The sequence below is a fragment of the Collimonas sp. PA-H2 genome (assembly GCF_002564105.1).
Classification (GTDB): Bacteria; Pseudomonadota; Gammaproteobacteria; order Burkholderiales; family Burkholderiaceae_D; genus Collimonas.
Map to the genome: position 1 here is coordinate 2,981,233 of NZ_PDBX01000001.1, position 14,954 is coordinate 2,996,186.

The window sequence follows — 14,954 nt, forward strand, 5'->3', positions numbered from 1 at the left end:
GGCTTAGTCTCCGGAAGAAAATAGTTTCAGGATCTGCTCGCGTTCCTGTGCCGCGTTCAAGGCTTCTTTTTCAAGCGCCGGGCCGGTGCTGCCGTCGGCCTGGCATTTGAACTTGCTGTGGATGAAGGGATTGCTGTCTGCCACGCACCTGCCCTTCAGGTACTCCGAATAGACATAGTCGCCGTCGTAGACGCTGAGCCCTGCCGGCTCTTCCCGCACCTGTTCGTTGCGGTCCTTCAGCGCTACCTGCATGTAGCGGCTCCAGATCGGCAAGGCCGCTACGCCGCCGGTGGTGTTGCCCAGCGATTTAGGCTGATCATAGCCCAGCCACACCACCGACACCACGCCCGACGAATAACCGGCGAACCAGGCGTCATAGGCATTGTTCGAGGTGCCGGTCTTGCCGGCGGTATCGCTGCGCGCCAGCACCTTGGCGCCGTGGCCGGTGCCTGCTTTCACGACGTCTTGCAGCATGCTGTCCATGATGTAGGCGTTGCGCGCTGAGACGACTTTCTTGCCCGGATTCCTGCGTGCGCTGTCGGCAAACAGCACCTGGCCGTTGCGGTTGCGGATTTCCTTGATCAGCCGCGGCGCCTGCGAATAGCCGCCGTTGGCGAATACCGCATAGGATTGCGCCAGCTGTAGCGGCGTCACGGCGCCGGCGCCGAGCGCCAGCGGCAGCGAGACCGGATTGCGTTCGGCCAGGAAGCCGAACTGCGTCGCAAACTCTTGCACGTAGCCGGCGCCGGAAGCTTGCATCAGGCTTACTGCCACTAGGTTTTTGGAACGCATCAGGCCGCGCCTGACGGTGATGAAGCCTTCGTAGTTGTTACCGAAGTTGCGCGGCCGCCAGGCACGGGCGCCGGTTTCCTGCGGCAGCAGGACGCGCTGCGTATCATCGACCATGGTGCCCGGGAAATATCCCTTTTCCAGGGCGGCGGAATAGACAAAGGGCTTGAAGCTGGAGCCGGGTTGGCGGAACGCCTGCAAGGCGTGATCGAAAGGATTGCGGAAAAAGTCGAAGCCGCCGGCCAGCGCCAGGATATCGCCGTTCCTGGCGTCGACCGAAATCAGCGCGCCTTCCATTTCCGGGGTCTGGCTCAGCAGCCAGCGCTCGGAACTGTCGCGATAGGTGCGGATGACCGAGCCCGGCACGATGCTGCGCTTGCCGCTGACCGGCAATTTGGCCCAGCCGCCGGCTATGCGCGGATCGATGGCGCCGATCTGCAGCGCCTCGCCATTGCGCAAGACGGCCTTGATCTGCTTCGGCGAGACCGCGGTGACCAGCGCCGCGCGGATTTCGCTGCTGTCCGGATATGGCAGCAGCAGTTTATGTATTGTGCGAACCACGTCAGCGCTGGCGATTGCGGCCAGCTGCGCTTCGGGACCGCGATAGCCTCTGCGTCCCTGCGCATCCAGCAGGCCCGAACGCAGTTGTTTGTCGGCTGCCAACTGCGGCTCCATCTGGATGGTGGTGGTGACATCCAGTCCCATGGTGTAGGCGCGCTCCTGATACAGCTGGATCACCATCTGCCTTGCCTCTTCCACCGCGTAGGCGGCTTCCCGCACCGAGGGATTGCGGCTGGGGTTGAGCGCCAGTTTTTCTTCCATGGCCTGCTGGAATGCGTCCGGCTTGAGATAGCCGAGTTCCAGCATGCGCTGCAGGATATAGTGCTGGCGCGTCTCCGCGCGCTGCGGATTGGCGACCGGGTTATAGGCCGACGGCGCTTTCGGTAAACCCGCCAGCATCGCCGCTTCGGCCACGCTGACCTGCTCCAGCGGCTTGTCGAAATAGATATTGGACGCAGCGGCGAAACCATACGAACGCTCGCCGAGATAGATCTGGTTCATGTATAGCTCCAGCAGCTTGTCCTTGCTGTACTGTTGCTCCAGCTTATAGGACAGCAGGATTTCCATCAGCTTGCGCTGCAGCGTCTTTTCGCGCGTCAGGAAGAAGCCGCGCGCCACCTGCATGGTAATGGTGCTGGCGCCCTGTCCGTGCTGGCCGCTGGTCAGGTTGGCCAGTGTTGCGCGCAGCAGGCCGGTGAAATCGACTGCGCCGTGCTCATAGAAGCGCGCATCCTCGATGGCCAGCAGGGCCTGGCGCATTACCAGCGGAATTTTTTCAATAGGGAGAAATTCGCGGCGCTCTTCGCCGTATTCCGCCAGCAGAATGCCTTCGCTGGAATAGATCCGCAACGGCAGCGCCGGATTGTATTGGGCCAGGTGGTCGACCGAAGGCAGCTGCTGCCAGGCCTGGCGCAGCCAGTAGCCACTGGCGACGCCGATGGCCAGTATCAGGCCGATGCTGAAACCGAGAATGAATTTGAGACGACGGGGAAATCGCGATGTTGCTTGCTCGGCTGCTGGCCGCATGGTCGCTCCTGTTGAAATGGCGCACGAATCGAAGGCGGACGCGGTGTGAATGACTTTGAGAGCGGCTATTGTGATGGCGGCAAGCTATATACTTAGAAAAATTAAGTATTATTAAGTAGTCATAAATATTTCTTATCCAAGGATGGCGCGCATGAAGATCAATCCCAAACACACCGAGGCGTTTCGTGCAGTGATCGAGAGCGGCAGTTTCGAGCAGGCTGCCGTGCGCCTGCACCTGACCTCGCCGGCCATTTCCCAGCGCGTGCGGGCGCTCGAAAGCCAGCTCGGCAATGCGCTGATCGTGCGCAGCCGGCCGGCGCGCGCAACCCGCATGGGACAGCGCCTGATGCAATATCTGAAGCGGGCGGAACTGCTGGAAACCGACCTGGCGGCGGAGCTGGCGGTGCAGCAGGATGCGCCGCTGACCCTGGTGCTGGCGCTTAACGCCGATTCCATCGGCACCTGGTTTTTCCCGGCATTGTCGGAGGTGCTGATACGCGAGCGCGTGCTGCTGGACCTGACAGTGGAAGACCAGGACCACACGTATTCGCTGCTGGAGACCGGGCTGGCGATCGGCTGCATCAGTACCGAGCCGAAACCTATGCGCGGCTGTTCGGCCGAGCTATTGGGTGTGATGCGTTACTGGCTGGTGGCGTCAGAAGGCTTTCGCGACCACTGGTTCGCCGACGGCCTGACGCGCAAGGCTGCACGCAAGGCGCCGGTGGTGGCCTACACCCACAAGGACACCCTGCAGTCGTCGTTCTTGCTCAGCAAACTGGGGCTGCCGGCTGGCGCCTATCCTTGCCATTACGTGCCGGGCGCCGCCTCGCATTTCAACGCCATCCGCTACGGCCTGGGTTACGGCATGGTGCCGGAACTGCTGCTCAAGGCTGCCGGCAAGAAGGATGAAATGATCCATCTGGCGCCGACCCGGCCGCTGGAACTGGCGCTGTACTGGCACACCTGGAAGGTACAGTCGCCGCGCATGGAAAACCTGTCGCGGCAGATTATTTCTGCGGCGCGGAAAATCCTGAAATGAGCGTTTTGATTGTACTGAAAAATGCCTTCGGCCCAGCGGGATGACTGCAGCTTCCGCCGTTTCCATAACGCATAAGGATATGTAAATACATCAGTTTTTCTTTCCTTGTGGATACTATATTCTCTCTTCCCATTAAAGAACGCAACAGTTCTTTACAAAAGAAAACATGGGAAGGAATAGATACGCATGCACAGATTCAAAACCTGGCCGGTGCGCTCCGCACTGTCGCTATTGATCGCTTATGGAGTTCCGTACGTCTATCAGTCCGCTCACGCACAAACAGCGCAGCCAAGTCCGGCGGCGGATGACGCCGCCGCTTCCGCCGGCAACGACGGCAAGCAAGTATTGGTGACCGGCTCGCGCATCCCGCGCGCCAGCAAAGAGGGTCCGACCAGCGTCACCGTAATCACCGGTGAAGATATCGAGAAGCAGGGTTATCGCAATGTGTTCGATGCCCTCAGTGCGCAGACGCAAAATACCGGCATGACGCAGGGCGCCGATTTCGGCAATACCTTCACTCCGGCGGCGAACACCATCAGCCTGCGCGGCCTTGGTCCGAACCACACCCTGATCCTGGTCAACGGCCGGCGCATCGCCGATTATCCGGTGGCGTATGACGGCGCGGTCAACTTCGTCAACCTGGCGAATATTCCCTCGGCGCTGGTCGACCGCATCGAAATCCTGAACGGCGGCGCCTCAGCGGTATATGGTTCCGATGCGATTGCCGGCGTGGTCAACGTCATCCTGAAAAAGCAGGCCAGCGGCTTCGATCTCAACGTCAAGGCCGGCGGCACCCAGCACGGTGGCGGTTCCAACCAGCGCATCCAGTTCACCGGCGGCGGCAGCAACGGCAACCTGAGCGGCGTCTTTGGCGTAGAACTAAGCCGCACCCAGCCGATCTGGAGCCGGCAGCGCGATTTCATGTCGTCGACTTCTTCCGACGGCACGGCGCCGACACGCATACTGTCGCGCCAGAATGTCGATACCGGAAAGTATGTCGATCCGGGCGCCAATCACTGCGCCCAGCTAGGCAATCTGTTCTATGACAGCGTGGTGCTAGTGCAGTCGAAAAAAGGCCCGTATTGCGGCAGCGGCAAGGCGCAGCCGGCGTTCTGGACCACCATGACGCAGAATGAAAGCGAGAACCTGTTCGGCAGCCTGACTTATCAGTTGACGCCCAAGACCGAGGTTTTCAGCGACCTGATGCTGGGATTTAACGCCACCCAGAACAATACGCGCGGCCCTAACTGGACTTCGGAAGGCGGCGGCAACGGCTATTTCTATAACCAGAACAGCGGCGCCAACGAGAGCTGGTCGCGCCGCATTTCGCCGGAAGAGATCGGCAGCGCGACGCGTTACAACCGCAAGTGGAACGACGTCGCCGGCAACTGGACTGTCGGGGTGCGCGGCGATATTCCTGCCACCAGCAGCTGGAACTACGAGGCGGCCTATAATATTTCCGCTTACACCAGCCGCCAGACCGCGCCGGTGCTGCTGAGTAAAGTGGACAGTTTTTTCCTAGGTCCGCGCCTGGGCTACGATAGCGACGGTGTCGCCATCTACGCGCCCGATCCCAAACGGCTTAGCCAGCCGCTGACGCCCGACGAGTTCAACTCGATTGCCGGCGAATCCATCAGCCGCAATAAATCCTGGACCCAGACCTTGAGCCTGAGCGCCAACGGCGAGCTGTTCAATCTGCCGGCCGGACCAGTGCGCCTGGCCGCCGTCACGGAATTCGGCAGCCAGGGCTTCAGCAATACGCCGGATCCGCAAATCAACCAGGGCGCCTTCTATAACCAGTCGAACGCCGCCGGCGCCAGCGGCTCGCGCAAGCGCTATGCGTTGGGTACGGAACTGAATATCCCGCTGCTCAAGCAACTGGTGGCCACGGTCGCCGGACGTTACGACGAATACGATTTTGCCGGCCGCAGCGACGGCAAGTTCACCTATAACACCGGACTGGAGTTCCGTCCCGCCAAAACCCTGCTATTCCGCGGCAACTACGCTACCAGCTTCCGCGCGCCGGATATGAACTACATCTATTCGTCGACTACGCGCGGCTACTACTCGTCCACCACCGATTACTACCGCTGCGCACTGGCGGGGCAGCCGCTGGCAGGTTGCGATTACAATAATTATTCGCCCGGCGCCAACTACATCCAGAGCGGCAGCAAGGACCTGAAGCCGGAAAACGGCAAATCCTGGAGCTATGGCGTGGTGTGGTCGCCAAGTTCCAACTTCGATGTCTCGGCCGATTTCTGGCGCATCCAGATCGATAACCTGGTGACCAATCTCGATTCCGACATCATCCTGCGCAACGAAGCCAATTGCCGCGCCGGCCAGCTGGATATCACTTCGCCTACCTGCGTCGATGCGCTGACGCGGGTGGTGCGTAATCCGCCGACGGCGATCTACCAGCCGAATGCGATCCAGAACATCCTGGTCAATCCGATCAATGCGGCGCAGGAACGCACCAGCGGCCTGGATTTCAGCGGCAAGTGGCGCATCAAGGGCGGCGGCGCCGGCGATTTCCTGCTGAAGGCGAACTACACCAAGGTGCTGAGCCATCACTACCGTCAGTTTGCCAGCGATCCCGACCAGGATCTGCTGAACTCGCTGACCAATCCGGACTGGGGTTCCAAGGTCAACGCCAGCGTCACCTGGCTGCGCGGTCCATGGACCAGCACAGTGCAAGTCACGCGCTACGGCAGCCTGCCGAGCGCCGACCAGACCCGCCGCATCTCGCCGTTCGCGCTGGTCAACCTGAGCGCCAGCTACCAGATCAACCCGCGGGCCTCGCTTGCGCTGATCGTCAACAATGTCTTCAATTCGGTGAAGCAAGACAATACTGCCGGCTGGCCGTATTATCCTACCGGTAACTACAATCCCTACGGCCGTATGGGATGGCTGGAATTTAACTACCATTTTGGTTCATAGAAGCGGCCGCTGTATATCCGAGGGCAGAAGGGGGAGGCGCAAGCTGGCCCCTTTTTGCGGTTTTAATCATTGAGACAAGTACACGATGAAAATCCAATCTGCTACTGCTGCCACTATCGCCACCTTGGCTATCCTGATATGCGCAGCCGGGCCAGCGTCCGCGCTGCCCGCCGCCGGCCAAAAGCCAGCGGCCTCTGCTACTACTGCCGCAGCCGCAGGCATCAACTGGTATGAAGGCGATGTCGACGCCGCTTTCGCCTTCGCCAAGGCCAATAACAAGCCTTTATTCCTGTACTGGGGCGCGACCTGGTGTCCGCCTTGCAATCAGGTCAAGGCAACCATATTTAACCGCCAGGGCTTTATCGAGCGCTCGCGCTTCTTTGTGCCGGTGCATATCGACGGCGACAGCGCCGGCGCGCAAAAACTGGGCGAACGCTTCAAGGTGCGCGGCTATCCGACCATGATCCTGTTCAAGCCGGACGGCAGCGAAATCACGCGCCTGCCGGGCGAGGTCGATGCTGACCGTTATCTGCAGACGCTGACGCTAGGCATCAGCGCCAACCGCCCTGTGCGTCAAATCTTGCAGGCGGCGCTAGCCGGCGGCAAGCTGAGCGCAGACGAGTGGCGTTTGCTGGCTTATTATTCATGGGACACCGATGAACAGCAGCTGGTCAACGGCAAGGACTTGCCGGCGACCCTGAGGCGGCTGGCGGCGGCCAGCCCGGCCGGCGATATCGCCAATCGCCTGGCGCTGAGTGCGCTGGTGGCAGCGGCGAAACCGGACGCGGCGGGGGCAGTCGACAAGTCGGTAGCGGCGGCGCAGTTGAACAAGACGCTGGCGGATGCGCGCAGCTCCCGCGAGAACATGGATATCCTGACCAACTATCCGGCCGAGCTGGTGCAACTGTCGAGCGACCCGAAATCGGCGGCGCGCAGCAAGCTCCTGGCGGCGGCTAACCTGGCCATGCAGCGCCTGTCGGTCGATGCAAGTTTGTCCAAAACCGACCGGCTGTCGGCGCTGGCCGCGCAGGTATCGCTGGCGCGCATAGACAATCCTGACGGCGCCTTGCCGCCGTCGCTGCTGAAAGAGGTGAAGCAAAAAGTAGCGCAAGCCGACCGCGCCACTACCGACGTCTTCGAGCGCCAATCCGTGATCAATACCGCGGCGCATGCCTTGAGCGATGCCGGCTTGCTGGACGATTCGGACAGCTTGCTGAAGGCCGAGCTGAAGCGCTCGCATGCGCCTTACTATTTCATGCTCAGCCTGGCCTCGAACGCCAAGAAACGCGGCGACAAAGCTGGCGCCATCAATTGGTATGAGCAAGCCTATCAGACGGCCCAGGGTCCGGCCACCCGCCTGCAATGGGGCGTAGCTTATCTGTCCGGTCTGCTGGAACTGGCGCCGCAAGACGAAGCGCGCATCGAGAAGGTGGCGCATGGTGTGTTCCAGGAACTCGGCGGCACCCAGAATGCGTTTTATGAACGCAATCGTTCGGTGCTGGAACGTCTCGGGCAAAAGCTCACGGCCTGGAATAACGGCGGCCGCCATCAGGCAGCTGTGGGGCGCTTGCGCGGCCAGCTCGATGGCGTCTGCGCCAAGCTGCCGACGGCGGATGCCCAGCGCGCCACCTGCCAGGGTTTGCTGAGTCCGACGCGGGTCTAGCGGCTGGCGAACGCGGTTGCCGGGAAATCTGCAAAGACGGGATATTTCCCGGCAAATGGGGTACGCTAGCGGCAATTATTTACCGATATACGCCGCAGCGATCCCATTCACCTGACCGGACTTGCCGACCATGATTCTTGTTCACCATCTCAACAACTCCCGTTCGCAGCGCGTGCTGTGGCTGCTCGAAGAGCTGGGGCTGGCCTATGAAATCAAGCCCTACCAGCGCGATCCGAAAACCATGCTGGCGCCGGCCGAACTGCGGGCGGTCCATCCGCTCGGCAAGTCGCCGGTGATTACCGATGGCGACAATACGATTGCCGAGTCGGGCGCGATCATCGAATACCTGATGCAGAAATACAGCTACGGCCGTCTGATTCCTGCCGCCGACAGCAAGGACCGTCTGCGCTACACCTACTGGCTGCATTACGCCGAAGGCTCGGCCATGCCGCCTTTGCTGATGAAACTGATTTTCGGCCGCCTCGGCAAGCCGCCGATGCCAGCCTTGCTGCGGCCGCTGGCGCGCATGATTGCCAACGGCGTGCAACGCAGCTACATCGATCCGCAACTGAAATCGCATCTGGATTTCCTGGAAGGCGAGCTGGGCAAGTCGACCTGGTTTGCCGGCGAAGAATTCAGCGCCGCCGATATCCAGATGAGCTTCCCGCTGGAAGCATCGCAGTCGCGCGGCGGCCTGGACGCCAGCCGGCCGCGCCTGCTGGATTTCCTGCAGCGGATTCATGCGCGGCCGGCGTATCAGCGCGCGATCGCCAGAGGCGGCAAGTACGATCTGCTGAAATAGGGCAGGCTGCTGCGCACCTTGTGCGCGCATTCTCTCTGCGCATTTCCTCTCCAATCACAGTAGAATTGGGTTGTACGGCCCGGATAAGAATATCTGGGCCTGAACGCCAAGCTACTGCAACGGAGAGTCAATGTTCCCCACTGAGCAATTCACCGATCCCCACGCCGCCGTCGAGCGCGTGCGCGAAATCTACGAACATAATACCGCCCTGCTGCGCCAGGCTTTCAAACGCTTTGCCAATGGCGAGGTGATGCCGGAACGGGTGCGCGCCTGCTATCCCTTTGTGCGCGTCACCACCGAATTCAACACCCGCGCCGATACCCGCCATTCCTTCGGTTTCGTCTCCGGCCCCGGCGTCTATGAAACCACGCTGACCCGGCCTGCGCTTTACACCAATTACCTGGTCAGCCAGTTCAAGCTGCTGCGCGACAATCACGATGTACCGCTGGAAATCGGCGTCAGCGAGATGCCGATCCCGGTGCACTTCGCCTTCCCCGAAGGCATCCACGTCGAGGGCACGCTCGATCCTGATCATCTGCGCACGCTGCCGGATGTGTTCGACCTGCCCAACCTGGCGACCATGGATGACCGCATCGTCAACGGCACTTTTGAAGAACTGCCTGGCGATCCGCATCCGCTGGCGCTGTTCACGGCGCCGCGCGTCGACTATTCGCTGCACCGGCTGAAGCACTACACCGCCACTTCGCCCGACCGTTTCCAGCGCTATGTGCTGTTCACCAACTACGCCTTCTATATCGACGAATTCATCCGCATGGGACGCGAGCTGATGCAAGCCACCAGCGATCCCGAGCAGCGTGCCTACCGCCAGCAGTACACGGCCTTTGTCGAGCCGGGCGACCTCACCACCTGGAATGCTAACCTGGACGATCTGCCGTCCGACCGCTCGCTGACCGGCGTGGCGCCGGCGCGCCAGCCGCAGATGCCGGCCTACCACCTGCAGCGCGCGGATGGCTCCGGCATTACGCTGATCAATATCGGGGTAGGGCCGTCGAACGCCAAGACCATCACCGACCATGTGGCGGTCCTGCGTCCGCACGGCTGGATCATGCTCGGCCACTGCGCCGGTTTGTCGACTTCGCAGCGCATGGGCGATTACGTGCTGGCGCATGCCTACGTGCGCGACGACCATGTGCTGGACGACGACCTGCCGCTGTGGGTGCCGGTGCCGGCGTTGGCCGAGGTGCAGCTGGCCTTGCAGGATGCGGTGGCCACCATCACTCAGCTGGAAGGCTATGAACTGAAGCGCATCATGCGCACCGGCACGGTGGCATCGATCGACGACCGCAACTGGGAGCTGCGCGACCATCGCAAGCCCCTGCTGCGCTTTAACCAGAGCCGCGCGATTGCGCTGGATATGGAAAGCGCAACGGTGGCCGCCAACGGTTTCCGTTTCCGGGTTCCTTACGGCACCTTGCTATGCGTCTCGGACAAGCCGCTGCACGGTGAAATCAAATTGCCTGGCATGGCCAACCGCTTTTACGAGCAGCGCGTCAACCAGCATTTGAAGATCGGCATCAAGGCGCTGGAATTGCTGCGCAACCAGGGTGTCGAGCAACTGCACAGCCGCAAGCTGCGCAGCTTCAGCGAACCGGCGTTCCGCTAGGCGTCCATGGTTGCCGTCATCAAGCACCGCCGCGTCAACATCATTACCCTGGCGGAGGGTGAAGCGATACTGGAACACTGTCGCAGCGGCGATATCGCACTGGTGCAGGATGCCGCCGGCTGGTGGACGCATTTTGTCGGCGAGGATGGCGTCATCGACAGCTACGATGCGCCATTCCCTTCCTATAACAAAGCGTTGTGGACCGCCAAGGCCGCGGCCGAATTCGCCGCCGAATAGCTCAGGCGCGCTGCTGGCTTTCCCGGTACATCTGGCCCAGCAGGCAGGCGCCTGCCACTAGCGCGAAGGCGGCCACGCACAGCGACGAAGTGAAACTGCCGCTGCCCCGGACCAGGCGCGTCGCCAGCGGTGGTCCGACGATCTGGCCGATGCCGTAGGTGGCGGTCAGCAAGCCCATCAGACTGCGCGCCTGGTCGCCGCGCAGGCGGCGCGCATCGCGCATTGCAAACAAGGTAATCGCGGTAAACGGCAAGCCCAGCAAGATGCTGCCCAGCGCAAAGCCGAACACGCTGGGCGACGCCACGCCGACCAGGATGCCGCATGCCTGCAGCAGATAGCAGGCGGCCAGCAATAGTCGATTATCCCAATGAACCGGCAAGCGCGTCGCCAGCCAGGCGCCCAGCGAAACGCAGATGCCGAACAAGGGCCAGAACAGATCCGGCCAGCTGGAGCCCGGCAATGCCTGGCGCGCGATCACGGGCAGGAAAGTCGCCGTGATGATGTAGCCGAATCCCGCCAGCGCGTAGGCAACAGTCAGGCCGCGTGTCTGCCGCACGATTTGCGCCGGAGGGAGTGCATGGGAGGCCGCTGGATCCGCGTTCAAGGTGGACGCGGATCCAGCGAAGGTGCGCCAGACTATTGCCGTCAGCAACAAGGCCAGCAGCGCGTAGCTGAGCCAGCCGTAGGATGCCTTCCAATGATGCGACACCATCGCGCTGGTTGCCAGTCCTGTCAGCAGGATGCCAAGGCCCGGTCCGCAATAGATGATGCCGCCTAGCGCGGGTGCGTGCAGTTGCGCCAACCGTTGCAGACACCAGCCGGAGGCGAACACAAAGGTGCAGGCGCTGGCGATGCCTGCCAGAGTACGCAGTACTAGCCACAGACCAGGCGATTGCAACAGCCCCATACCCACGGTGAGCAATACCGTGGCGACCAGGCCGATCCGTATGAAGCGGGTGGCGCTGCCGCGCAATGCCATGCACAGCAGGGCGCCGATAAAATAACCCAGGTAATTCGCAGTCGCCAGCCAGCCGCCTGCGGTCAGATCGATGACGCCGTCGTGCAGCATCATCGGCAGCAGCGGTGTGAAGGCGAAGCGACCTATGCCCATTGCCACCGCCAGCGCCAATGCGCCGGCCAGGGCCACGCGCCAGGCTTCCTGATTGTGTTCAATGTTCATCGCGATATCTGCCGTTGCAGTGATTTGCGCTTGCTTCAAGTTCAACCCGCGCTAGTAATTGATGGCGTGCGGCGCCTGCAGTTCGGCCGCTAGCGTGGCGACCAGCTGCGCCGCCGGCATCGGCCGCGCCATGGCCACGCCTTGGCCGGCCCAGAGAGACATGAATTCAGGACGGTTGAGCTTGGCGGCCGCCTGGCGGATTTCAGCGGTCAGCGCATTTTGTACAGGATACGCCGGCAGAGCGCTTTCATGGAGCGCCATCTGTTCCACATACGAATTGACGATGCCGCGCGCATGGCGTCCGGAAAAGCTGCGGATCAGGCGCGTGCTGTCGTCGCGCGCGAGCGCCAGTTGGGCACGCCAGGCCGGCGCGATGCCGGATTCCGGGCAAGCCAGGAAGGCGGTGCCGAGCTGGGCCGCCTGGGCGCCGAGCAGCAAGGCGGCGGCGATGCCGCGGCCGTCCATGATGCCGCCGGCGGCGATGAGCGGCAGTTTTACCGCCGCCGCTGCTTGCGGGATCAGAGTCATCAAGCCGACGCTGGATTGTTCGATATCGCCGAGGAAAGTCGCGCGGTGGCCGCCGGCTTCCGCGCCCTGCAGGCAGACGAAATCGGCGCCGGCCTGTTCCCAGGCGACGGCTTCGGCCACCGTGGTGGCGGTGCCGATCACTTTGCAGTCTTTGGCCTTGAACTGCGCCACCGTATCTGCGGGAAGAATGCCGAAGGTGAAGCTGACCACCGGCGGCGCGGCTTCCAGCAGGGCTGCCAGCTGCTCATTGAAATTCTCGCTGAATTTCTGCGGCCTGGTTGCCGGGCCGAGGCCAAGCGCATCCCGGAACGGCAGCAGCAGTTCTTCCGCCAGCGCGATTTCTGCCTCGGCCGGCTGGCTGGTTTCCAGGATGAATAGGTTGACATTGAATGGCCGTGCCGTCTGCGTGCGGATTTTCTGGACGGCTTCGATGATCGCCGCTGGCGACAGCAGGGCGGCCGCGAAAGAACCCAGGCCGCCGGCGTTGCAGACTTGCGTGACCAGTTCAATCGGCGAGCCGCCGTTCATGGGGCCTTGCACGATCGGATAGCGGATGTCGAGTTGGGTGGCAAACGATGCACGCTGCGCGTCGGAATGCAGGTTGATGCTGGACATGTTGAAGCTCCTCAGGAAAGGCTGCCATGGCGCGGATGTATTCAAGGGAAATGTTGCGTCGCAGCTGGTGGATTCATCCTACCTTGACATAGTCATCCTGAAAAATGAATAATTAAAATATTATCCATCTTTAAATGAGATGATCTATGGATCTCCTGTCTCTGGAAATTTTCCGCACAGTAGTGCGCGAGGGCGGCATTACAAGGGCAGCCGAACAGTTGCACCGGGTGCAATCGAATGTCACCACCCGCATCCGCCAGCTGGAGCAATCGTTGGGCGTCAGCCTGTTTTCCCGCAACAACAAGCGTCTGGTGCTGACGCCAGCCGGCGAAACCCTGCTGGGCTATGCCGAGCGTCTGTTGAACCTGGCCGTTGAAGCACGCGAAGCGGTGCAGCCGGCCGTGCCGCAAGGGCGCTTGCGCATAGGCTCCATGGAAAGCACCGCCGCCAGCCGTTTACCAATACCGCTAGCGCGCTTCCACCAGCAATGGCCGGCCGTCCAGCTGGAACTGAGCACCGGCCCGACCCAGGTGCTGATCGACCGCGTGCGTGCATTCACCCTTGATGCGGCGCTGGTAGCAGGCCCATTGGATGACCCGCTGCTGACCATCTTGCCCCTGTACGCTGAAGAACTGGTACTGCTAGCCCCGCGCAACCACCCGCCAATCAGCGGCCCGGACGACCTGCAGACCCGCACCCTGGTCGCCTTCGAAAACGGCTGCGCCTACCGCCGCCACGCCGAAAACTGGCTAGCCTCAGGCAGCATCCCCGGCCGCCGCCCCGACCGCATCCTCGAACTCGGCTCCTACCACGCCATGCTAGCCTGCGTCGCCGCCGGCGCCGGCATCGCCCTGGCCCCGCGCTCCGTGCTCGAGCTTCACAACTGCAGCGAAAGCCTAGCCATCTACCCCATAGGCCCCATCGGCCAGGTCCCAACCTACCTGATCCGCCGCCACGACTACAGCTCCCCCGCCTTCGACGCCCTCAGCCAGATCCTCCAATCTGAAGTCAAAAAATTCAACTCTGACCCCAATTAAATGAAAACAATTAGGGTCAGAGTCAAATTAAGAAATCACCAATGGGGTCAGAGTCGAATTAATGGATAAAATGAGGGCATCTCAATCTGCTCTCTTTTGCCATGGCTCGCTTACCTCGTCTCGTCATTCCCAACCAGCCGCATCACCTGATACAACGGGGTGTTGATCGGCAGGCAATTTTTCGCGAAACCGAAGATTATGTGAATTTTCTTGGTCGTTTGCGCGATGCGGCCAGGCAGTTCAAGGTGGCCATCCACGGTTACGTGCTGATGACTAACCATATCCACCTGCTGGCGACGCCTAGCGATGTGGAGGGCTTGGCACGGATGATGCAGTGGGTAGGGCGGTATTACGTGCCTTATTTCAACCAGAAATATGCGCGGGTGGGCACGCTGTGGCAAGGGCGCTACAGGGCTACCGTGATCGACTCGGAGCGGTATTTCATGTTGTGCAGCTGCTACATCGACCAGAATCCGGTGCGCGCCGGCATTACTTCGACGCCCGGCGAGTATCCCTGGTCGAGTTATTTGCACCATGTTGGGATCAAGCCGGATCCGTTGGTGACGGACCATGCGCTGTATTGGGCCTTGGGTAATACGCCCTTCGACCGCGAGGCTGCGTATAAAGAAATGGCTGAGCAAGCGCTCACATCCGAGCAGGCCAAGCAATTGATGGATGCCACCAACAAGGGTTGGCCGCTGGGATCGGAAATCTTCAAGGCCAAGCTGGAAAAGCAGGGGGCCGTAAGGGTGCGTCCGGCCCGGCGCGGGAGGCCGTTCAAGGCACGGCCTGAGTTAGCCGAGGAGTCGGCGGTTCCGGAAACAAAAAAATAACAGAAATGAGCAAGAAACTATCAAATGCACTAAATTGACTCTGTCCCTATTTAATTTTGGTGCAAAAATTGATGACATTAATT

General features: G+C 61.2%; 11 protein-coding genes. 8 read left to right on the top strand and 3 right to left on the bottom strand.

Translation table 11 applies throughout. From position 1 onward, the window contains the following. Positions 1 to 3 precede the first annotated feature (3 nt). Positions 4 to 2,376, bottom strand: coding sequence for a penicillin-binding protein 1A (locus tag BCF11_RS13615; RefSeq protein WP_098495205.1), 2,373 nt, complete (start codon positions 2,374 to 2,376; stop codon positions 4 to 6). A gap of 151 nt (positions 2,377 to 2,527) precedes the next feature. Here BCF11_RS13615 and BCF11_RS13620 point away from each other — a divergent pair, with 151 nt between their 5' ends. From BCF11_RS13620 to BCF11_RS13645, 6 genes are all read left to right on the top strand, one after another. After that, entirely contained in the window at positions 2,528 to 3,415 is an 888-nt protein-coding gene (locus BCF11_RS13620; RefSeq protein WP_098495206.1) for an HTH-type transcriptional regulator ArgP, read from the top strand. A gap of 186 nt (positions 3,416 to 3,601) precedes the next feature. Continuing rightward, entirely contained in the window at positions 3,602 to 6,352 is a 2,751-nt protein-coding gene (locus tag BCF11_RS13625; RefSeq protein ID WP_098495207.1) for a TonB-dependent receptor domain-containing protein, read from the top strand. An 85-nt stretch (positions 6,353 to 6,437) separates the two neighbouring features. Continuing rightward, positions 6,438 to 8,015 carry a thioredoxin family protein gene (locus BCF11_RS13630; RefSeq protein ID WP_098495208.1) on the top strand — a complete coding sequence of 526 codons (1,578 nt, stop codon included), beginning with the start codon at positions 6,438 to 6,440 and terminating at the stop codon, positions 8,013 to 8,015. A gap of 130 nt (positions 8,016 to 8,145) precedes the next feature. After that, entirely contained in the window at positions 8,146 to 8,817 is a 672-nt protein-coding gene (locus BCF11_RS13635) for a glutathione S-transferase (RefSeq protein WP_098495209.1), read from the top strand. 130 nt (positions 8,818 to 8,947) lie between these two features. Beyond that, a complete protein-coding gene (locus BCF11_RS13640; protein WP_098495210.1) occupies positions 8,948 to 10,441 on the top strand; it encodes an AMP nucleosidase in 1,494 nt (497 codons plus the stop codon). A 6-nt stretch (positions 10,442 to 10,447) separates the two neighbouring features. Beyond that, a complete protein-coding gene (locus BCF11_RS13645; protein ID WP_098495211.1) occupies positions 10,448 to 10,678 on the top strand; it encodes a hypothetical protein in 231 nt (76 codons plus the stop codon). Between the two features lies 1 nt (position 10,679). Here the strand turns inward: BCF11_RS13645 and BCF11_RS13650 are convergent, their stop codons facing one another. Then, positions 10,680 to 11,858, bottom strand: a complete 1,179-nt coding sequence (locus BCF11_RS13650; protein WP_098497493.1) for a YbfB/YjiJ family MFS transporter — start codon at positions 11,856 to 11,858, stop codon at positions 10,680 to 10,682. 51 nt (positions 11,859 to 11,909) lie between these two features. After that, positions 11,910 to 13,001 (bottom strand): nitronate monooxygenase family protein, encoded by a 1,092-nt coding sequence (locus BCF11_RS13655; protein ID WP_098495212.1) that lies wholly within the window; start codon positions 12,999 to 13,001, stop codon positions 11,910 to 11,912. A 146-nt stretch (positions 13,002 to 13,147) separates the two neighbouring features. Between BCF11_RS13655 and BCF11_RS13660 the strand changes: the two genes are divergently transcribed. Both BCF11_RS13660 and BCF11_RS13665 read left to right on the top strand, forming a co-directional pair. After that, positions 13,148 to 14,038, top strand: a complete 891-nt coding sequence (locus tag BCF11_RS13660; RefSeq protein ID WP_098495213.1) for a LysR substrate-binding domain-containing protein — start codon at positions 13,148 to 13,150, stop codon at positions 14,036 to 14,038. Between the two features lie 101 nt (positions 14,039 to 14,139). Beyond that, a complete protein-coding gene (locus BCF11_RS13665) occupies positions 14,140 to 14,871 on the top strand; it encodes a transposase (RefSeq protein WP_098495214.1) in 732 nt (243 codons plus the stop codon). Positions 14,872 to 14,954: the final 83 nt, after the last annotated feature.

Coding starts and splice junctions, on each gene's coding strand:
- BCF11_RS13615 (WP_098495205.1), bottom strand. CDS start 2,376: ATGCGGCCAGCAGCCGAGCAAGCAACATCGCGATTTCCCCGTCGTCTC.
- BCF11_RS13620 (WP_098495206.1), top strand. CDS start 2,528: ATGAAGATCAATCCCAAACACACCGAGGCGTTTCGTGCAGTGATCGAG.
- BCF11_RS13625 (WP_098495207.1), top strand. CDS start 3,602: ATGCACAGATTCAAAACCTGGCCGGTGCGCTCCGCACTGTCGCTATTG.
- BCF11_RS13630 (WP_098495208.1), top strand. CDS start 6,438: ATGAAAATCCAATCTGCTACTGCTGCCACTATCGCCACCTTGGCTATC.
- BCF11_RS13635 (WP_098495209.1), top strand. CDS start 8,146: ATGATTCTTGTTCACCATCTCAACAACTCCCGTTCGCAGCGCGTGCTG.
- BCF11_RS13640 (WP_098495210.1), top strand. CDS start 8,948: ATGTTCCCCACTGAGCAATTCACCGATCCCCACGCCGCCGTCGAGCGC.
- BCF11_RS13645 (WP_098495211.1), top strand. CDS start 10,448: ATGGTTGCCGTCATCAAGCACCGCCGCGTCAACATCATTACCCTGGCG.
- BCF11_RS13650 (WP_098497493.1), bottom strand. CDS start 11,858: ATGAACATTGAACACAATCAGGAAGCCTGGCGCGTGGCCCTGGCCGGC.
- BCF11_RS13655 (WP_098495212.1), bottom strand. CDS start 13,001: ATGTCCAGCATCAACCTGCATTCCGACGCGCAGCGTGCATCGTTTGCC.
- BCF11_RS13660 (WP_098495213.1), top strand. CDS start 13,148: ATGGATCTCCTGTCTCTGGAAATTTTCCGCACAGTAGTGCGCGAGGGC.
- BCF11_RS13665 (WP_098495214.1), top strand. CDS start 14,140: ATGGCTCGCTTACCTCGTCTCGTCATTCCCAACCAGCCGCATCACCTG.